The sequence below is a fragment of the Arthrobacter sp. NPDC057388 genome (genome assembly GCF_042668165.1).
Lineage (GTDB): Bacteria > Actinomycetota > Actinomycetes > Actinomycetales > Micrococcaceae > Arthrobacter.
Window position 1 is genome coordinate 20,276 of sequence record NZ_JBHVBL010000026.1, and the last position, 19,645, is coordinate 39,920.

Genomic DNA, 19,645 nt, shown 5'->3' on the forward strand with positions numbered 1-19,645 from the left:
TCTGGAGGGCTGCCGCCGGTTCGCGGGCGCCGAGGCGGAGCCTGACCAGCTCCTCCAGCTCGGCCACTGTGCGGTCCGCGAGGGAGTCCCAGGTGGTCCTGCGGGCGTCGTCCGGCAGCGGAACGAGGTGCGGAATGGCCACGGTGACGGCACCCGAGGCCACGGCGGCGGCGACGCCGGGCGCCGAATCCTCAAGGGCCACGCAGTGGTCGACCGTCAGGTGGGCGTCCTGCTGCTTCAGCAGGCCCACGGCCTTGAGGTAAGCCTCCGGGTGGGGTTTGCCTCTGGTCACGGTGTCGCCGGTAACGAGGAACTCGAAGTAGGGCCGGGGAAGGCTCGCCACAATCTCGCGGGCCAGCGGTGCCTCTGACATGGTCACAAGGGCACAACGCACGCCGGCGTCGAAAAGTTCATCCAGCAATTCCCTGGCCCCCGGACGCCACGGCACGTTCTCCCGGACCCGGCTGATTACCTGGGCGGTCAGGGTATCGATAATCTCGCGGACCTCCAGGCGCACGCCGGCGCGCTGCAGGATGCCGGCGGAATGGTCCAGTGATTGGCCCACGAGCTGCATGGCCTGTTCGTGGGACCACGTCCCCCCGTGGGACTCGACAAGGTTGTGTTCGGCTTCGATCCAGTACGGTTCGGTGTCGACGATGGTGCCGTCCATGTCCCATAAAACGGCTTTGAGCAAGGGCTGAGCGGCGGCAGATTCCATGCTTTCCACTGTACCGGGCCGCCCGGCGGCGCCCTGACGCGGTCCCCGGGCGTACGCCGTCGGCGAATATCAGTGCCGCTTCCGGATCTGCGGCGGTTCGCTCTATGCAACAGCAATGCTTGTGGACGTAGGGTGAGGGAATGAATAGCTTCGACGGAGACACCAACGAGCCGGGCACCGCGCCTGAGGCGGAGCAGTTGCTGCAGCCTGTTCCCGAGGGCCAGCGCATTACCGTGATGCTGGCTGCGTTCGAGGGCTGGAACGACGCGGGGGAAGCCGCCAGTGATGCGCTCCGTTACCTCAACAAGCTGTGGGGCGGGAAGAAGGTAGCGTCCATCGACGCTGACGAGTACTACGACTTCCAGTTCACCCGGCCCACCGTCCGCCGCACCGCCTCCGGTGAACGCAAGATCAAGTGGCCCTCCACCCGGATCTACAAGGCCAGCGCTCCCGGCACCAACGTGGACGTGATCTTCATCCAGGGAACCGAACCGTCCTACAAATGGCGGGCCTACACGGCGGAACTCCTGGTCCACGCCGAGGCGCTGCACGTCGACTACGTGGTCCTGGTGGGCGCGCTGCTCGCGGACGTGCCGCACAGCCGCCCGATTCCCGTCAGCACGTCCACGGACGACAGTGCGCTGCGGGAACGGCTGAACCTGGAGGCGTCGCAGTACGAAGGACCCGTGGGCATCGTGGGCGTGCTGTCCGAGGTCTCCCTGCTCGCCGGCATTCCCACCGTCTCGCTCTGGGCAGCCGTGCCGCACTACGTGGCCCAGGCGCCGTCACCCAAGGCGCAGCTGGCGCTCCTGCACCGGATCGAGGAACTGCTGCAGGTGCCGCTCGACACACACGAGCTGGCCGAAGAGGCCGAGGCATGGGAGCGCGGCGTCAATGAACTGGCCACCGAGGATCCCGAAATCGCCGCCTATGTGCGGCAGCTGGAGGAAGCGAAGGACACGGCCGATCTTCCCGAGGCCAGCGGTGAGTCCATTGCCCGTGAGTTTGAGCGCTACCTGAAGCGCCGGGGCAAGGACAAGCCCTAAGAAGTCGGCTCCGCCGTTTCGACGGTTCCCTTCCCGCTCGACGTTGCCGAACGTCTAGTGGGCAGGGAACCCTCGAAGTGGCCGTTAAAGTTCGACGCCGAGAAGCGCGTTCACGGCGTCGCGCACCAGGGTTCGGTCTGCTTCGGACGCGTTGCCAGCGTTGTTGCGGGCAGTCTCCGCCCACCGGTCGACGGCGGCCACCGCGGCGGGGGCGTCAAGGTCGTTGGCCAGGGCTTCGCGCATCTGCCCGATCAGCCCGGTGGCGGTTCCGGCCGGCGCCGCAGCCAATGCTGCACGCCAGGTTTCGAGGCGCGTCTTGGCCTCCTCGAAACCTTCCGCCGTCCAGGACCAGTCGGACCGGTAGTGGTGCGCCAGGATGGCCAGGCGGATGGCTGCCGGTTCTTCGCCGGCAGCGCGCAGCTGGGAGACCAGGACCAGGTTGCCCTTGGACTTGGACATCTTTTCGCCGTCCAGCCCCACCATGCCGGCGTGCGCGAAGTGCTCGGCCAGGGGAACGCCGGACAGTGAGTAGGCGTGCCCGGCACCCATCTCATGGTGCGGGAAGACCAGGTCCGAGCCGCCGCCCTGCACCGTGAAAGGCGCGGGCAGGTACTTCTGGGCGATGACGGTGCACTCGATGTGCCAGCCTGGCCGTCCCTCCCCCAGCTCACCGCCGGGCCAGCTGGGCTCGCCGTCGCGCGCTACGCGCCAGAGCAGCGGATCGAGGGCCTGGCGCTTGCCCGCGCGGCCGGGATCGCCGCCACGTTCGGCGAACAGTTCCAGCATCTCGGCTTCCGGCAGTCCGGAGACCGCTCCGAGTGTCCAGGCCTCGACGCCGACGGCGTGCTTGCCGGCGGCCTCGACGTCATAGTAGACGTCGCCGTCGGGCTCACCCGCGGTGCCGTTGACCCGGTAGGCCAGGCCCTGGTGCAGGAGGCGTTCAATGGCAGGGACGATCAGCGGCATGGCTTCGACGGCCCCGATGTAGTGATCCGGCGCAATGACGTTGAGGGCTTCCATGTCAGTGCGGAAAAGCTCGATCTGGCTCTCGGCCAGCTCCCGCCAGTCGACGCCGGTGGCCTCGGCACGTTCCAGCAGCGGGTCATCGACGTCGGTGACGTTCTGGACATACGCAACCTGCTGGCCGCCGTCACGCCAGGCGCGGTTCAGCAGGTCGAACGCGACGTAGCTGGCGGCATGGCCCATATGGGTCGCGTCATACGGCGTGATCCCGCAGACATACATCGACTTTTGGCCGTCGGCATTCAGGGTCACGGCGCGGTCCGCGGTGGTGTCGAACAGCCGGAGCGCGGGCATTTCCCCCGGCAGGACAGGCACGGGGCGGGAGATCCAGGATTTCACAGACCAAGCCTAGTGCTAGGCGCTGATGACATTGAAACCGAGGAGCAGGTACAGGGCGAGGCCCAGGAAGATGCGGTACCAGACAAACAGCCGGTAGCTGCGGGTCGAAATGAACTTCAGGAACCAGCCAATGATGACGTAGCCGACGACAAACGCAATCGCGGTTGCCAGAGCGGTCTCCCCCAGACCGAAGGGGCCGCTCACCCCGTCCTTGGTTGCCACCTTGAACAGCTGGTAGAGGCCGCTGCCGAAGACAGCGGGAATGGCAAGGAGAAAGGAGTAGCGCGCGGCGGCTTCACGCGTGTAGCCCATGAGCAGCCCGGCCGTGATGGTGCCGCCGGAGCGTGAAACGCCCGGGATCAGGGCCATGGCCTGGGCGAAGCCGTAGAGGATGCCGTGCTTGTAGGTCAGCCTGGAAAGGTCCCGGTCCTGCTTGCCGACGGCGTCGGCCACGGCGAGGATCAGGCCGAAGACGATGAGCATGGTGGCCACGATCCACAGGCTGCGGAGGACTGATTCAATCTGGTCCTGGAACAGCAGGCCCAGGACGATGATGGGCAGGCTGCCCAGAATCACCAGCCAGCCCATGCGGGCGTCCGGGTCCTGGCGGGGAACCCGGCCGCTCAGCGAACCGAACCAGGCCTTGATGATCCGGACGATGTCACGCCAGAAGTAGACAATCACGGCAGTCTCCGTGCCGAGCTGTGTGATGGCGGTGAAGGCCGCCCCCGGATCAGCCGCATTCGGCAGGAAGGAACCCACAATCCGGAGGTGGGCGCTCGATGAAATAGGTAGGAATTCGGTCAGTCCCTGCACAAGACCCAGCAGGGCCGCTTCAATCCAGTTCACGCTAACGACCCTACGTCATGGTGCGGGTGGTTTCCCCGTAAGCTATCTGCTATGCAGCAGCGTTACATCGGCAACAGCGGCCTACGCGCCTCCTCCCTCTCCCTGGGCACCATGTCCTGGTCCCGTGAAACGGATGAACAGGATGCCTCCGAGCTGCTGCGCACGTTCGTGGACGCCGGCGGGACCCTCGTGGACACCGCTGCCTCCTATGCTGACGGCCAGGCGGAGGCCATGCTGGGGTCGATGCTGGGTGACGTCGTCTCCCGCACGGAAGTGGTCATTTCCACCAAAGCCGGCGTGTCGCCGTCGGAGGGCCGGCAGCGCGTGGATGCGTCGCGGAACGCGATGCTGTCCGGCCTCGACGCAAGCCTGGCGCGGCTCGGAACCGACTACGTGGACCTCTGGTTCGCTCAGGCGTGGGACCCGAACGTCCCGCTCGAAGAGACACTGTCGGCGCTCGATTTCGCCGTCCGCAGCGGACGGGCACGCTATGCGGGAATCGCCAACTACAACGGCTGGCAGACCGCCAAGGCCGCTGCCATCGCCGGCTTCCCGCTCGTCGCGAACCAGTCGGAGTACTCGCTGCTGCGCCGCAAGCCGGAAGCGGAGCTGGTGCCGGCCATCGAAGATGCCGGCCTGGGGCTGATGGCTTGGGCGCCGCTGGGCCGCGGAGTCCTCACCGGCAAGTACCGTGGCCACGTGCCGGCGGATTCACGGGCGGCCGGTACGCGCCTGGCCACCTACGTGGAGCCCTATCTGGAGCAGCCTTCGTCGCAGGTGGTCGAGGCTGTTGCGATGGCCGCCCGCGGCCTGGGACGGTCTTCCCTCGATGTTGCGCTGAGCTGGCTGCTGTCACGTCACGCCGTGGCGACCGCCATCGTGGGCGCGCGCACGCCGGTCCAGCTCAAGGAAATCCTGGACGCCCAGCTCACGCCGCTGCCGGCTGAAATTGCACGTGCCCTGGAGGATGTCTCCAGCACGCAGGTCTAGCCGGGCTACTCCTCGACGATCTCCAGATCCTCGTCGTCCGCTTCTTCGTCCTCGTCCTCGTCTTCCTCGTCATCGAAAACCTGCAGCGGCGTCACTTCGTTGTAGGCCTCATACAGGGCGTCCTCGTAGACTTCGAAGGCATCGGCAACTGCAAAAAATGCTGCCTCCACTGAAGGGTCACCATCCCCGCGGCGGGCTGAGGCGGCTGCAAGGTGTTCTTCCAAGGCGGCGGTCAAGGACTGAAGCGCGACACGCGGATCGATGCTCATGCCTTCACGTTAGCGGGAAAAGGACGAAAATGGAGAGCAATGAAGGAACATTTTCTGACCAGCTCGGTCCTGCGGGAACGGGACTACGCCCGGCAATACGAGTACCTCGTAGTGACCGTCGGTCCTGAGGATTCCCTGCCCGAAGCCCGGCGCCGCCTCGTGGAACACTCCGAGTACGGCAAGTGGGAACTCGAGCGCAGCAGGCTGTATGTGGGCGGCGGCAGGCGCTTCTGGCTGCGCCGCCGCGTCACCCAGGTGCAGCGCACCGTCTAGGCCGCTCCGGCCACGTGGGCGCGCACTGTGATGAAGCGCGCCCACTGCCGTGCCGCCCTCTTAGCAGCCCGGTCAGTCTTCGAGCGGACCCAGCCACGCGTTGGCGACGGTGTTGTGCGCCGACTCGTCGTCCGAGGGGTGGAACATGCCGGCCAGGACGTCGCGGTACAGGCGCTCAATTTCGGATCCCCTGAAGTAGCTGGAGCCGCCGGATACCCGGATGGCAAGGTCCACCACCGTCCGGGCCGTTTCCGTCGCCCGCAGCTTCACGCCCACGAGCTTGGGGAACCACTGGCTGCCGTGGTCCGCCAGGCGGTCCACGTCCCCGGCCACCACCGACAGCTGGGGGTACAGGGCATCCATGGCGAGGGCGGCCTCCGCCACCTTCCAGCGGATGTCCGGGTCCCGGGCCAGGCTGCGGCCGCCGTTCTTGAACGATGTGCGGCGCTTGGCGGCCTCGACGGCGAGGACGAGGGCACGTTCCCCGATGCCGGTGTAGACGGCGGCCAGCAGGGTCTCAAAGCACGCGAAGATCGCGAAGATCAGCGGGTCCGCGTTGGGCCCGACCGGAAGCTTCCGGAAGATGCGGTCCGGCGGAACGATGGTGCCTTCGAGGAGTGTGGTGTTTGACTGGTTGGCGCGCATGCCCAGAGTGTTCCAGTCCTCCAAGATCCGGTAGCCGCCAGTGTCACGCCGGATGAAGCCGTGCACCAGTTCGCCGGCGCCCTCGCGGGCGCCGGCGTCCTTGCCGAAGATGCCAAGCCGGGTCCACGCCGGCGAAAGGCTCGTGAAGATCTTGGTCCCCGTGAACGAGTACCCGCCGTCGGGAAGGGGCCTTGCCTCCGTCAGCGAATCAAAGAGAACGGAGTCGTTGCCGGCCTCCGAGTTGCCGAACGCGAAGATCTCCCCTGCGGCGGTCTCCTGCAGCACGAATTCCAGGGAGGCGTCGCCGCGCGCGGCCAGGACGCGTGCCACCCCCGTCCAGACCAGGTGCATGTTGACGGCCAGTGCGGTAGCCGGTGCCGCCGTCGCCAGCCTCCGCTGGCAGCGGACCGCAGCTTCCAGGCCAAGGCCCCATCCGCCGTCGGACTCCGGCACGAACATCTTCAGGTACCCGGCGGCGGAGAGTTCCTCAAGGTCCTCGGTAAAGAAGCTGTTCTGCCGGTCGTACTCTGCGGCCCTTCCACGGAGCCGTTCCAGCAGGCTGTCAGGCAGCAGCTGTTCGGGTTCCATGGGCCTCCAGGGTTCCACCGGGCCTCAGTAGTTGGTGAGCAGCGTGTTCAGGACGCGTGCCCCGAACTTCAGCGACTCCGCCGGGACCCGTTCATCCACGCCATGGAACATCCCGGTGAAGTCGAGGTCATCCGGCAGCTGCAGCGGTGCGAAGCCGTAGCCGGTGATGCCGAGCTTGCTGAGGGCCTTGTTGTCGGTTCCGCCGGACAGTGTGTAGGGCAGGACTTTCGCGCCGGGGTCCTCCGAGTGCAGGGCGTCGATCATGGAGTCCACGAGGTTGCCGGAGAAGGGCACCTCGAGGGAAACGTCCTGGTGGACGTAGCTGACGTCCACGCCGCTGCCGGCAAGCTCCCGGACGATCTCCAGGACGTGCTCCTGCTGGCCGGGAAGGGTGCGGCAGTCCACCAGCGCCTCGGCGGACTCGGGAATGACATTGTGCTTGTAGCCGCCCCTGAGGAGGGTCGGGTTGGAAGTGTTCTGCAGCGTGGCCCCCACGAAGCGCGCCACCGTGCCCAGTTCCTTCAGGAGCCGCTCCGGATTGTCGGGGTCGAATTCGACGCCGGTCAGCTCTGTCACGCCGTCGAGGAACTGGCGGGTGGTGGCCGTCAGCTCGATGGGCCATTCGTACTCACCGATGCGGGTCACCGCTGCGGCGAGCCGGGTGATGGCGTTGTCGGTGCTGATCTGGGACCCGTGGCCGGCGCGGCCGTGGGCCACCAGCCGCAGCCAGGAGATGCCCTTCTCAGCCGTCTGAAGAAGGTAAGTGCGCTGGCCGCCGATGGTGGCAGAGAAACCGCCCACTTCCGAGATCGCCTCCGTGGCCCCTTCGAAGAGTTCGGGCCGGTGCTTGACCGCGTACTGGGAGCCGTGGACTCCGCCCGCCTCTTCGTCTGCGAAGAAGGCAAAGACGATGTCCCGTTTGGGCTTGCGACCGGTGCGCGCAAAGTCGCGCAGGACGGACAGGATCATGGCGTCCATGTCCTTCATGTCCACGGCTCCGCGGCCCCAGATCAGCCCGTCCTTGAGTTCAGCGCCAAACGGATCCACGGACCACTGCTCGCGCAGGGCGGGCACCACGTCGAGGTGGCCGTGGACCACCAGTGCGCTTGCCGAAGGGTCCTCCCCGGCCATCCGTGTGACGACGCTGGCGCGGCCGGGCTCGGATTCGACGATTTCGGCGTCCAGCCCCACCTCGGTGATCAGGCCTGCCGTGTATTCGGCCGCCGCACGTTCGCCGGGGCCGGAGCCGTCACCGTAATTGGATGAATCGATGCGGATGAGCTCCTGGCAGATGGTGACAACTTCATCCTCTGGCCGAACGTGAGACATTGATCACTCCTTGATGCGGGGAAACGCGGATACATGCGGGTTTAGGCGGCTTTTGGCTGCCGGAACGTCCAGGTTCAGCCTACCCAGTCGACTCGATTCCATGTTTGCCGAAAGTTCGTGTTAGAGTTTTTCTCGCTGCTTCGGAGAGCAACGAACCGCTGAACGGCGGGGCCGCCCTTCGAAATACCACCTGCGCGGGTGGCGGAATGGCAGACGCGCTAGCTTGAGGTGCTAGTCCTCGAAAGGGGGTGGGGGTTCAAGTCCCCCTCCGCGCACAAAGGGAAAGCCCCGGGAATCCACTGGATCCCGGGGCTTTTTTACGCCTTGAACCCCGCGTTGCGGCATTCCATCCACGCGAGTGCCGGACTGCGGCACCTTGCCGATGGAGGTATTTGGGCCTATGGAGGTATTTGGGCCGGACCAGAAAAACCGGTTCCGTTACGTATTACGTCCGCTCTTTCCGGCGCTTCCTGAGCTTCTTGGTGATCAGGGCCAGGCCCAAGGGAATGGTGAATACAAGCGTGAAAAGGGTGCCGATGCCGCGAACGGAAACGCCGTCGCGTTCGTAGCCCACCACGACTGCCTTTCCAGGATTCGAATCGCTGTAGATCACGGTGACATCGTCACCGACCGTGGGGTGCTGCTCGTGATCCACATTTGCAAAGGTGCGGCGGCTTACGCCGTCAGCCGACATATACTCCACCGTGAGGTCCCGGTTCGACGCCTTTCGGACGTCGTCGAAGTCAACGATGGTGCCGGTGACCCGGGTCCCGGTGCGAGCCAGTTCCCCATCCGAGTCCGTCATCGAGGATCCGATCCCGATCATCACGGGTCCGGCCAGGAGTAAAACGGCGACGAACGCGAAGCCTCCAAGGCTGGCCCAAAGGGTCTGAAGTTTTCGGGGTGCGGCGGTATCCGGGGAAGTCACGGCGTCCATTCTTTCTGATAGCGGGTGAGAGACCGGCCAACCGGCCTCCCTCGGCTGTCACTCCGTTCAGAGCGGGCCATAGCTTGCGTCACCGTAGGGGGCGCGCCAAGAGGCGAGGTCGTCTTCCACAGCCTTGCGGAGCCCAGGGTTCGCACGGATGCGTCGCCGGAAGGACTGCCGCGCCCGCTGGCCGCAGCCAGGCTGCCCTGGGCGTCGGCAAGTTGCCGCAGCCGCGTAGGGGCTGTCGCCGGACTGACCCGGGCCAGTTCCGGCGACAGCCAGTAGTCAAGGCCGTGCGCGGGCCGGTCGGCGGGGAAAGGAACCTGTGCAGTCATCAGCAGGCCGGTACGCCCGAGTCCACGGGTCCGTCCGTGGGGCGGATCCAAAGGTCGTTGATCACCTTGTACCAGACGTTGCTGGTACTCCCGGTGGGGCGGCCGGTCGCGCCGTCGTAGATGGTGTACGCGGCGCCGGTGGTGACGCACTGGACCTGCACCCTGGTGCCCTGGGCCACGAAGGTTCCGCCGCCGGCCGCGCAGTTCGCGGCCGTGTCCGGGGCGGAGGTGCCGTTCGTGGGCCATTCGCAGGTGCCGGGGCTCGCCGTGCCGTTGTCCACCGTCAGGTACTTCGCCGGAGCGGTTCTGCCGCTTGCCGAGACGGCGGTGCGCTGGCCCAGGTCATCCACCACGGTTACGGTGATGGAGATGGCCTGGTCGTACCCGTTGCCCGTTGTGACGGATCCTCCGCCGGCACCCAGCGTGCCCGACTTGCCGTCTGACGACTGGTACTCGAGCGCCACTACCCGGCGTCCGTTGTTGGTGACGGCGCCGACGTCGAACCGCACAGTCGTGGTGACCGTCACGGGGTTCACGCTGGCCGCGTGTGGTTTGCCGTAGGGCGCCACCGCGTTGGAGTTCGTGACCGGCCCTTCATACGTGGCTCCGTCCATGCTGTTCACGGCGCGCACCCCGATGGTGTAGTTGCCGTTGTTGGGCACGCCGCTCCGGATGACCCTGTCGGCCGGCACTGCCATGAAGCCGCTTCCGTTGACCTGGTACTGGTAGCTCGGGGTCGCCCCGTTGCCCGCGGCCTCACCAAAGGAAAGCTGCACCGCGTTGTCCAGCGGATCGGCGCGGACGCCGGGGACGGCTCCCGGGGTGCCGAAAGCACGGCGGGGGTCCGACGGCGGACTTGCCGGGGAAGTGCCGGCCTTGTTTTTGGCCACCACTGTGAAGGTGTAGTCGGTCGCGGAGTTGCCTACGGTCACGGGCACACTCAGCTGGCTGCCGGACACCGTGCTGCTCGCTACCGTGGATCCGCCCTGCAGGGCGTTGACGGTGTAGCTGTCAATGGAGGCGCCGTTGTCCGCCGCCGGAGCCCACGACACCACCATGATCGTTTCCGCCCCGCCTGAGGTGGACCGGGTGGTGGCGGGCTTGCCCGGGGCGCCGGGTGCGCCGGCCGGGATGGTGCTCGCCGAGTAGGGGCTCCACTCCGAGGGGTCAGGCGCCTTGTTCGAGGCCTGGACCCGCACCTGGTAGGGTGTCCCGTTCTGCAGGCCCGTCCACCGGTAGGAGGTTCCCGTGACTCTGCTTGCCCGCACGTTTCCGGCCGGGGGTGCCGGGGAGATCTCCAGGTTGTAGCTCTCCACCGGAGAACCCGGGCTGCGCGGAGCCACCCAGTTCACGGTCAGCGACTTGTCGCCGAACACCAGCGTGGGTGCCGCCGGGGTGTCCGGCTTCGCATCCGGCCGGGCCGGTGCGGACGCCGGGGACGGTGCCGAATCCCCCACTTCGTTGGTCGCTACAACGGTGAACGTGTACTCCACGTTATTGGTCAGGCCCGCCAGCGTGCACGTGGTGGCGGGGCACTGCTGCGAGAACCCTCCGCTGCCGCTGACTTTGTAACCGGTGATGGGTGCTCCGTTGTTGGCCGGCGGGGACCAGTTGAGCACCACGGTGCGGTCGCGTACCTCGCCGACAGTCGGCGTGGACGGCGCATCCGGTTTGTCCTTCACGGTGAGCCGGATGCGGCCGTCAACTTCGCGCTCGGCATCCGCGGTCTTGTCCTGGATCCGGTAGCGCACCACCATCGTGCCCACGAATTTCTCGGCCGGGGTCACTGTGACGGCGTCACCGTTCACGGCTGCGGTGCCCGTTCCGGTTTCGACGGCGGCACTGAGGATTTTCAGCGGCGTCTCCGGGAACGGGTTGATGTCGTTGTCCAGCACCTGCACGCGCTGGGATTGCCCGGCGCGCGCGCCGGCAATGATGTCGTCGTTCGCAGTGGCCAGCGGGCGCTTCGACGCGACCACACGGACGTCCACCGAGCCCCGGACAGGCGTGCTGCGCCCGTCCGAGACGGTGACGGGTACCGTGATCCTGCTTCCCTTGGACGCGCCGTCGACGGTGGCTTTGAAGACGCCGCCGTCCAGGCTGGCCCTAATGCCGGACGGGATTTTGCCCAGGGCGAAGGTGAGCCTGTCCTGGTCTGCTTCGTCGGGGTCGGAAGCCACCTCGCGCAGATCCAGGGTGGACTCCTCCCCCACAGCAGCGTCGAGGGTACTCGACGGGAACGCGGGAGGATGATTGCGTGCGGGGTCCGGCAGGACGGTGATGCCGATCGTCAGTACGGCGGTCCGCCCGTCGGGGTCGTCCGCGCTGGCGCCGTCCGTCACCTCCAGCGAAACCGCCGCCGGTCCGGAGTAGTCGTCTGCAGAAGTGAACACGAGGGTGGTTGCGTCCTTCACGAGCGGTGCTCCGTTGGAAGCCACTGCCTGGACCTTGGAGTCCTGGGTGATGCGCGGGCTCTTGCCGGCACGGACCACCACCAGGTCCTTAAGGTTCATGGTGAGCTGCTGGCCGCTGACAACTTCCAGCGGCGCCGTACTCTTCAGCGCGGGCGCCTGCCCGTCCATGCCCGGTACCAGGATGAACGCGGTTGAGCTGAGCCCGTCGATGTCGGTGACGGTGTACGCGACGATCTGGGGCCGGTTTTCCAGCCGCACGGCGACCCTTCCGGGGCCGGAAATGCTGGCCGTGGGTGCGGCCTCCGGGAAGGTGATCTTCAGTTCGGCGGCCACTCCGTCCGCGTCTTCGTCGTTTTTCAGAACGGGAACGTCGACGACCGTCTTCCCCAGGGTCTCGGCGAAGGTCACGCGGTCGTCCCGCGCGATGGGGGCGAGTGTGGCGGCGTCGCTGCGGACGTGGACTTTAAGGGTTCCGACGGCGGTGCCGCCGCGGCGGTCGCTGATCCCGTAGCGGACAATCGCCGTGGCGGTCGGTCCGGAAGGCGTGGGGGCGGTGAGCTGCACCCGTCCGTCGACGACCGCAGCCTTTAGCTCCGGTGCGGCTTGCAGGCCGTTGGCTGCCAGGGCGACGTTGTCGCCATCGGGATCGGAGTCGTTGGCCAGCACGTCCGCGGCCACGTGGCGGCCCGGGAGAACGGTGATGCTGTCTTCCACGGCCACGGGGCTCTGATTGGCTCCGGGGGCTGGCGCGATACCCACGGTCACCCGCGCTGTGGAGCGCGCCCCGAACCGGTCCTCCACCACGTAGGAGAACGTGTCCTGCCCGGAGGCGTTTGCCGGAGCCGTGTACTCCACATAGTGCGCCCCCACCGCGGCTGTTCCCTTGCGCGGTGCCTGCTCCAGCCCCACCAGGGTGACAGAGTCGCCGTCGGGATCGATGCCGTCCAGCGGAATGGCGATCCTCGTCGTGTTGCCGGCCACCACCCGGCCGGTGACATTCTGGGGCAGCGGCCTGGAGTTGGTGCCCTCACCGCGGATGTGGATGGTCACCTGCGCCGAGTCCTCCTGCCCGTCGGGGCCGGAAACCGCGTAGATGGCATGAACCGTGCCTCCTGATGCCCCTGCCTTGAAGCGCAGCACGTCCCCGGATATGGCGAGGAGCCCCTGGCCGGAGCCGATGCCCTGCACCAGGACGGGCTTGAGCTTCAGTTTGGCGCCGTTGGGGTGGGAATCGTTGGCGAGGACGGCGATGGTGGCGACGTCGTTCGCCCGGACAGTGATTTCGTCCGGGGCGGCCACGGGCGGCAGCAGTTTTGCCGGTGCCGGAATGGGCAGGATGGTCACCTGTCCGGTTGCGCTGGCCACGCCGTTGGACACCGTGTAGGTCAGGCTGGTGGGCCCGGTCAGGCCGCGGAGGTCGGTAATGCGCAGGATCTGGTGATTGACGACGGCGACGCTGACTGCCGAGTTCCGGGGAAGCCCCACGGACTGGATGACCAGGACGCCCCCGGCCGGATCCGAGTCATTGGCCAGGGCGTCCAGCAGCACTTCGCCGCCCATCGGCAGCAGCGCCAGGTCGGCGACGGCAACCGGGTCACCCTGCCCGGCTCCGGCGGCAGTGACGTCGATCCGTACGAGCCCCTCGGAGCTTTCCGGTCCGTTGGTCACGAGGTATGTCAGGTAATACGTTCCCGCGTTTGCCGCCCGGAACGTGAAGGTCCCCGCCTGGTAGTCCGGGGTGATCGTCTGGTCCGGACCGCCCAGCACCCGGGTCAGGCGAAGCCCTTCACCGGTGGGGTCGCTGTCGTTTTTCAGCGGAGCAACCACGATGTCCTGCCCGGCGGTTCCCGAGACGTGGTCTGCGTTGGCTTTTGGCGGAAGGTCCCCCTTGGCGCGCACGTCCACGGTCACCGCGCCCTCAACCCGGTCTCGCCCGTCGGAGACGGTGACCACAACTTCCTTCCTGCCCAGCGTGGCGCCCACGTCCTGGAACGTCAGAAGGCCGTCCGCCCGGGTACGGACCTGGTCGCCGTCCCGGGTGAGGCGGGCTCCGAGCAGCAGGAGGTCGTCGCCGTCGGGGTCGGTCCAGTCGGTGAGGATGTTCTGGGAGATCCTTTTGCCCTGCTCCACGATGATGGTGGGCACGCGTTTCTGCTTCGGGGGCTCGTTGCCGGCGGGGTCCTTAACGGTCAAGGTGACCCTGGCCCCGGCGGTGCCACCCCGGCCGTCACTGACCAGGTATTGGAACTGCGACGTTCCGGTCGCATCCGCCGGCACCTTCACCTGCAGGCCGGTTCCGTTATACACAGCCTGGACGCTCCCGGCGGCAGGGTTGTCGCCCTGGAGCCGGACGGTGAGGACGTCCCCGTCCGGGTCCGAGTCGTTGTCCAGGACCGGCAGGAGGGTGGTCCGGCCCGGCCGCACGCCGAACTGGTCATCGGCGGCGGAGGGCGGACGGTTCTCCTTGGTGCGGTCCGGGAGCGTGTCCACCGGGCTGTCGTCCGCGGCAGGCTCGTCCTGGTCCTCCGTTGTATCCGGCGGCGGAATGATCTCGTCCCAGTTGGCCACGAGCCTCATGTTCTCGGTGACCAGCCAGACGTTGCCGGAGGTGACGTCATTCAGGACGACGATGTCCCGGTTGACCCGGAAGACCAGGTTGGACCGGGTGTTCGCGCCGGGAATGTCCGCCCTCCGGCTGTCCGCGGCATTGGCACAGTCGCGCAGGTACTTGCCTGTCCCGGACCAGGCTGCATAGACGCAGCCATTGTGCTGGACCGGAATGGCGGGCGTTCCCGCCGCTTCGAGGTCTACGACGGTGGCGGCCGAACCGTCCAGGGGCTGCTTGATCAGGGCGCTTTTCGTGGAGACGGCGACGAAGTCCGCAGCCGGGCCGCTGTTCTGCAGCTTCGCGCCGGCCGCGTCCGGCACCTTCGCCACCCGGCCGCCGGGAAGATGAAGTGATCCGCCTTCCCCGTCGAACACCACGGGTTTGTCCCCGACTGCCGCCACCTGGAGGTTTTCCTTGTTGCGGAGCTGCCCGTACGCGGTGGTGCTGCGGGAATCCACTCCGCCGGTGGCATTCACGTGAAGGGTGGTCACCTCGCCGCGGACAGGATCGGCGGCGTGAACGACGTCGTCAACTCCCACGGTGGCGACGATTCCCCGGGCGTCGCTCACCACCGGTTCCTGCGAAGTGAAATCGATGGAGCCGAGCATGCTGCTCTCAGCCACCCAAAGGCTGCCCGAGGCCGGATCAGCCAGGGCCACCGCCTTTTCCCCAAAGGCAGGGACCGCCGATCCCGGCAGCTGCTGTGGCGCTTCGAGGGTGACGGTGGAGGCCTTGACCCTGCCCAGCGAGGCGTTGCCGCGGTCCGAGATGAGGACATTGCTGGTGTGCTGGAGGACGTCGAAGTCTGAACTGGCCGCCATGAGGCCGCCGTCGAGCGTTTTCGACTGGAAGTTCAGGTGGCCCACCATGTTCAGCCCGGAATTGGTTACCCACACGCCGCCGTCGTTGAGGTCCACGTGCGTCTCTTTGAAGCCCGGGTGAACCACTGCGGCCGCAACCATCAGCCCTGCGGCCGAAAACGTTGTCGCAGACGCCAGCATCCGTCGTTTTGCGCGCGCCCATGAGCGAAGCCGCATTAGTCCCCCAGTCTCGTGAATAGCCCCAAGCAAATATACGCAGTTCCTGGCCCGGGCGTTGATTGCCGGGGCCCCGCCACAGGCCTTGCCTGGGCCTTCCCGACTGGATCGGACCGGCGTACAAAGGAACTGGAGGGCAACATCTGTAACCTCCGCCTCACCGCTGGCCGCAACGCCGGGCAGCGCGAGACGGGCTGACAAGGAGGTCGTGGGGTGTCCCATCGAGATCGTCCTGAACCGGGAAGGCGCCCCGTCCACGGGGCTCCGCCGGGCACCGGACAACCTACCCGCAACACTGCAACGCGCGGGCCCGCCCGCCGCGGGAAGTACGTCATCGCCGGCGTCCTGCTTTCCCTGGCGATCCTGCTTCCGCTCATGCCGCAGACATATTCCTTCAATGCTCCGGCCCTGGGCGGCATGCCGTTCTTCTACTGGTACCAGCTGCTCTGGGTTCCCCTTTCCGCGGCCCTAAGCGGCGTGGCGTACTGGCTCGTAAACACCGAAGACCGGCGCCGGCGGGCCGTGGCCCGCGAGGGCGGCCCGGCAGATCCGGACGGGCCCGCGGACGGGGATGAACGGCCATGAGCGGGCGCAGTATCAACTGGGTCGCCCTCATCATCGTGGTGCTGCTCTTCGTCGTAGTCGCCGTCATGGGCTTTATGGCGGCCCGGTGGCGCCGGTCCGCCGAGGCCGAGGGGCTGCACAGCCTCGACGAATGGGGCCTGGGCGGACGCGGCTTCGGAACCTGGATCACATGGTTCCTGCTCGGCGGCGACCTGTACACCGCCTACACCTTCGTTGCCGTGCCGGCCGCGATGTGGGCCACCGGCGCCGTCAGCGGCTTCTTCGCGGTGCCGTACACCATCGTCCTCTACCCGATCATCTTCATCATCATGAGCCGGCTCTGGTCCGTCTCGCACCGGCACGGCTATGTCACTTCGGCAGATTTCGTGGGCGGCCGGTACGGGAGCCGGTGGCTGTCCCTGGCCGTCGCGGTCACGGGCATCGTGGCCACCATGCCGTACATCGCCCTGCAGCTGGTGGGCATCAAGGCCGTCCTCACGGTGCTCGGGCTGGGCAGCGCAGAGAATGTACTGCTGACGGACCTGCCGCTCATCCTGGCGTTCGTGGTGCTGGCCGCATACACCTACACGTCGGGGTTGCGGGCGCCGGCGATGATCGCCGTCGTCAAGGACCTGCTTATCTATCTCGCCGTCATCGTCGCGGTCATCTACCTGCCAATCAAATTCGGCGGGTGGGACACGATCTTCGGTGCGGCAAAGACGAAGCTGGACACCGTGAACGAAGCGACGGGCAAGCCCACCGGCGTGTTCATTCCGTCCGCATCGAACTACTCGGCCTACTGGACGCTGGCGCTGGGCTCGGCGATGGCGCTGTTCATGTACCCGCACTCCATCACCGGCGTGCTCGCGTCAAAGGGCCGCAACACGATCCGGCGCAATGCGGCGATTTTGCCGCTGTATTCCCTGATGCTTGGTTTCCTCGCGCTGCTGGGTTTCGTGGCCATTAAGGCCGGCACCAGGCCGATTGACCTGAACGGGTCCGTCAACCCGCAGCTTGTGGTTCCGCAGCTGTTCCTGGACCACTTCCCGGCATGGTTCGCGGGGGTGGCCCTGGCAGCCATTGCCATCGGGGCCCTCGTTCCGGCTGCCATCATGTCCATCGCCGCGGCGAACATGTTTACGCGCAACATCTACCGCGACTTCTTCCGGCCCAATGTGGACCCCAAAACCGAGGCGAAGGTGTCCAAGATTGTCTCCCTGGTGGTGAAGGTCGGCGCGCTGATCTTCGTGATCGCCATGGACCAGTCGGCGGCCATCAACATGCAGCTGCTGGGCGGCATCTGGATTCTGCAGACCTTCCCCGCAGTGGTTGCCGGCCTGTATACGCGCTGGTTTGACCGGTGGGCGCTCCTGGCAGGCTGGGTCGTGGGCATAGCCTTCGGCACGGTCTCGGCCTACAACGTCATCAATCCCGTCACGAAGGCCCACTTCGGCGGCTCCATTGCCCCTGTCCCCGGGACTGACTTCACTGTCTACATCGCTGTATCCGCGTTCGCGCTCAACATGATGGTCGCCGTCGTACTGACGCTGGTGCTGCGTGCACTGAAGGTGCCGCAGGGAGAGGACACGACCCGCCCGTCCGACTACGGCGCCGACGAAACCGACCCCAAAGTTGTGGAGATCGAGCGGACGCAGCGTTTCGTGGAACCGGGAGGCCCCCCGCCGGTGGCTTAAGACCTTGGACGCTGGTTTTATCCACTAATTGGATTTATGCTGGCGGAACACCCCGGCCTTTTGTGCGCTTCCGGGCCCGCTCCGTTAAAAGGCTGGTCTCACTATGTTTGGAAAATCCCTGCGGCGCACGGTCCTCAGCATCGGAGCCGCGTCCATGCTGGTGCCCGCTGCGGCCCTGCCGGCCAATGCCGCTGCTACGGAAGGCGTCGAGACCGTTGAGTCATCGTGGTGCGTGCCCGTGGACGAGTGGGGCCTGACCATCTGCTCCAGCTCAAAGGAGCGGACCCTGGAGGTTCACACCCCCACAGGGCGGGCACTTTTCCGCAGTACGGGAACGTCCACGATGACCACCACATACGACGACGGAACCGTGGAAACGTCTGCCGGCAGTCACAGGGTGCAAAGCGTCTTCAGTTTCTGGCTGGACCCGCTCATCTTCGACACGACGATGGTCAGTATCGACGGGACCACGACACGGACCCTTCCGGACGGCACCACGTGCACGTTCGACGACGATCTGCTCGCCGTGCACGACCGGCTGGTCCGGGGAGGAACGACCGTCACCTGCACGCAACCGTAATGAACGGATGAAGGGCGGTTCTTCGCCATGGACGTCAGTGGGATCCGCGGGCTTTTTCCCGGGCTCAAAGACACCATCTACCTCAACACCGCCACCATGTGCGTCGGCTGCTCCCCCGCCGTGAGAGCCTACCGGCGGGCGCTGGAGCGCTGGTCCGCCGGGCAGTTCGACTGGATGGAAGCAGAGCAGGCGGGTGAGGACGCCCGCGGCATGTTCGCAGAGATCATCGGAGCCACAGCGGCAGACATTGCCGTCGTCCCCGCCGTCAGCACGGCGGCGGGGATTGTGGCCGCCAATATGCCGCCGGCCAGTACCGGCGAAAACATTGTGGTTCCCGAGAACGAATTTGCGTCGAACTACTTTCCGTGGCTCCTGCTGCGGGAGCGCGGCTACGACGTGCGCACTGTGCCTGCCGAAGAGGATGTGGTGACGGCCGCGGCTCTTGGCCGGGCAGCCGACGGCGGCACCCGCCTCATCGCTGTCAGTGCCGTGCATCCCGTCACCGGCTACCGGGCGGACCTGGCGGCAATCGGGCGCATCGCCGCCGGTTCGGGGGCCTGGTTCTTCGTTGACGCCTGCCAGGCCGCCGGCGCTGTTCCCCTCAACGTGCTGCGCGACGGCGTGGACTTCCTGGCCACCGCCAGCCACAAGTTTCTGCTGGGATCGCGGGGCATGGGCTACCTCTACGTCCGGCGGGGCCTGACAGACCAGCTCCGGCCCATCGTGCCGGGCTGGAAGGCCGCCAGGTTGCCGTTCGAAAGTTTCGTGGGCCCGGACATGGAGCTGTCACCTACCTCGTCGAAGCTGGACGCGTCACTGGCCTGGTTTCCGGCGCTGGCGGACCAGGCGGCGCTCGCTGTCCTTCGCCGGTTCGGTATCGGTGCCGTCCTCGAACGCAACGCGGCGCTTGTGCGCCACCTGCAGAACGCCCTGGAAGCGGAGGGCGTGAACTTCCGGTCCTTCCCGGAACGGCACCGCTCCACCATCATCTCCGTTCCCGTCAGTGATCCGGACGCCGTCATGGCACGGCTGCGCGGCGCGAATGTAATGGTCTCCGTCCGGGCCGGCAGGATCCGGCTGGCGTGCCACTTCTACAATCTCGAGGAAGAAATCACCCGCGCCGCAGAACTGATTGCGGGCCGCTGAACCATTTCCCCCGGCTGCCTCCCCCGGCACGTTGAAAAAGGTTGCCCAAGGCATTGACTCGCCCCCTCCCGAGGACCATTATTCTGCTAGACGTCTGGGGGGCGCTATGGCAAACGCAATGGAGCCGCGCCGTGAATACTTTTTCTGCTGATGTAACGTTTTTCCACGTTCGCTTCGGAGCAGATCTGAACGTGAATCCGCACGCAGGACGTCCTGAAACACCAAGACCCGATGAAGTGCCCGGAAACCACCGGCATCGTTGCCGGCCGG

At 66.6% G+C, this 19,645-nt stretch carries 14 protein-coding genes, 1 tRNA gene and 1 pseudogene; 8 read left to right on the top strand and 8 right to left on the bottom strand.

The annotated features are described in order from the left end of the window. Nucleotides 1-55: 55 nt before the first annotated feature. Nucleotides 56-718 (bottom strand): annotated as a pseudogene (locus tag ACFUTU_RS13475) (HAD family hydrolase); the annotation flags it as partial. 140 nt (nucleotides 719-858) lie between these two features. Between ACFUTU_RS13475 and ACFUTU_RS13480 the strand changes: the two are divergent. Further along, nucleotides 859-1,764, top strand: coding sequence for a PAC2 family protein (locus tag ACFUTU_RS13480; protein WP_377965032.1), 906 nt, complete (start codon nucleotides 859-861; stop codon nucleotides 1,762-1,764). Between the two features lie 84 nt (nucleotides 1,765-1,848). Here the strand turns inward: ACFUTU_RS13480 and mshC are convergent, their stop codons facing one another. Together mshC and ACFUTU_RS13490 are read right to left on the bottom strand one after the other, a co-directional pair. Further along, nucleotides 1,849-3,126 carry a cysteine--1-D-myo-inosityl 2-amino-2-deoxy-alpha-D-glucopyranoside ligase gene (gene mshC / locus ACFUTU_RS13485; RefSeq protein WP_377965034.1) on the bottom strand — a complete coding sequence of 426 codons (1,278 nt, stop codon included), beginning with the start codon at nucleotides 3,124-3,126 and terminating at the stop codon, nucleotides 1,849-1,851. Nucleotides 3,127-3,141: 15 nt separating this feature from the next. Continuing rightward, a complete protein-coding gene (locus tag ACFUTU_RS13490) occupies nucleotides 3,142-3,975 on the bottom strand; it encodes an undecaprenyl-diphosphate phosphatase (protein ID WP_377965036.1) in 834 nt (277 codons plus the stop codon). Between the two features lie 51 nt (nucleotides 3,976-4,026). On the opposite strand from ACFUTU_RS13490, the gene ACFUTU_RS13495 reads away from it, so the two are divergent. Continuing rightward, nucleotides 4,027-4,965 (top strand): aldo/keto reductase, encoded by a 939-nt coding sequence (locus ACFUTU_RS13495; RefSeq protein ID WP_377965038.1) that lies wholly within the window; start codon nucleotides 4,027-4,029, stop codon nucleotides 4,963-4,965. Between the two features lie 5 nt (nucleotides 4,966-4,970). On the opposite strand, the gene ACFUTU_RS13500 is transcribed toward ACFUTU_RS13495, so the two are convergent. After that, a complete protein-coding gene (locus ACFUTU_RS13500; protein ID WP_377965040.1) occupies nucleotides 4,971-5,234 on the bottom strand; it encodes a hypothetical protein in 264 nt (87 codons plus the stop codon). 39 nt (nucleotides 5,235-5,273) lie between these two features. Between ACFUTU_RS13500 and ACFUTU_RS13505 the strand changes: the two genes are divergently transcribed. Continuing rightward, nucleotides 5,274-5,507, top strand: a complete 234-nt coding sequence (locus ACFUTU_RS13505; protein WP_377965042.1) for a DUF5703 family protein — start codon at nucleotides 5,274-5,276, stop codon at nucleotides 5,505-5,507. A gap of 72 nt (nucleotides 5,508-5,579) precedes the next feature. Here ACFUTU_RS13505 and ACFUTU_RS13510 read toward each other — a convergent pair whose 3' ends face one another. Both ACFUTU_RS13510 and ACFUTU_RS13515 read right to left on the bottom strand, forming a co-directional pair. Then, nucleotides 5,580-6,740: an acyl-CoA dehydrogenase family protein gene (locus ACFUTU_RS13510; RefSeq protein ID WP_377965044.1), complete on the bottom strand. Its 1,161-nt coding sequence runs from the start codon at nucleotides 6,738-6,740 to the stop codon at nucleotides 5,580-5,582. A 24-nt stretch (nucleotides 6,741-6,764) separates the two neighbouring features. Beyond that, nucleotides 6,765-8,069 carry a M20/M25/M40 family metallo-hydrolase gene (locus ACFUTU_RS13515; protein WP_377965046.1) on the bottom strand — a complete coding sequence of 435 codons (1,305 nt, stop codon included), beginning with the start codon at nucleotides 8,067-8,069 and terminating at the stop codon, nucleotides 6,765-6,767. Nucleotides 8,070-8,261: 192 nt separating this feature from the next. Between ACFUTU_RS13515 and ACFUTU_RS13520 the strand changes: the two genes are divergently transcribed. Beyond that, nucleotides 8,262-8,344, top strand: a tRNA-Leu gene (locus ACFUTU_RS13520). A 170-nt stretch (nucleotides 8,345-8,514) separates the two neighbouring features. On the opposite strand, the gene ACFUTU_RS13525 is transcribed toward ACFUTU_RS13520, so the two are convergent. Both ACFUTU_RS13525 and ACFUTU_RS13530 read right to left on the bottom strand, forming a co-directional pair. After that, nucleotides 8,515-8,997: a DUF3592 domain-containing protein gene (locus ACFUTU_RS13525; protein ID WP_377965048.1), complete on the bottom strand. Its 483-nt coding sequence runs from the start codon at nucleotides 8,995-8,997 to the stop codon at nucleotides 8,515-8,517. Between the two features lie 334 nt (nucleotides 8,998-9,331). Next, the gene (locus tag ACFUTU_RS13530) at nucleotides 9,332-15,271 is read right to left on the bottom strand and encodes an Ig-like domain-containing protein (protein WP_377965050.1); all 5,940 of its coding nucleotides are present in this window, start codon (nucleotides 15,269-15,271) and stop codon (nucleotides 9,332-9,334) included. Nucleotides 15,272-15,604: 333 nt separating this feature from the next. On the opposite strand from ACFUTU_RS13530, the gene ACFUTU_RS13535 reads away from it, so the two are divergent. The 4 genes from ACFUTU_RS13535 (at nucleotide 15,605) to ACFUTU_RS13550 (ending at nucleotide 19,375) form a co-directional block, all read left to right on the top strand. After that, on the top strand, nucleotides 15,605-15,976 hold the full coding sequence (locus ACFUTU_RS13535; protein ID WP_377965052.1) for a DUF3311 domain-containing protein: 372 nt from the start codon (nucleotides 15,605-15,607) through the stop codon (nucleotides 15,974-15,976). Further along, nucleotides 15,973-17,649, top strand: a complete 1,677-nt coding sequence (mctP, locus tag ACFUTU_RS13540; RefSeq protein ID WP_377965054.1) for a monocarboxylate uptake permease MctP — start codon at nucleotides 15,973-15,975, stop codon at nucleotides 17,647-17,649. Before ACFUTU_RS13535 ends, mctP begins: the two co-directional genes overlap by 4 nt. 103 nt (nucleotides 17,650-17,752) lie before the next feature. Then, a complete protein-coding gene (locus ACFUTU_RS13545; RefSeq protein WP_377965056.1) occupies nucleotides 17,753-18,229 on the top strand; it encodes a hypothetical protein in 477 nt (158 codons plus the stop codon). A gap of 27 nt (nucleotides 18,230-18,256) precedes the next feature. After that, entirely contained in the window at nucleotides 18,257-19,375 is a 1,119-nt protein-coding gene (locus ACFUTU_RS13550) for an aminotransferase class V-fold PLP-dependent enzyme (RefSeq protein WP_377965058.1), read from the top strand. The last annotated feature ends 270 nt before the right edge of the window (nucleotides 19,376-19,645 follow it).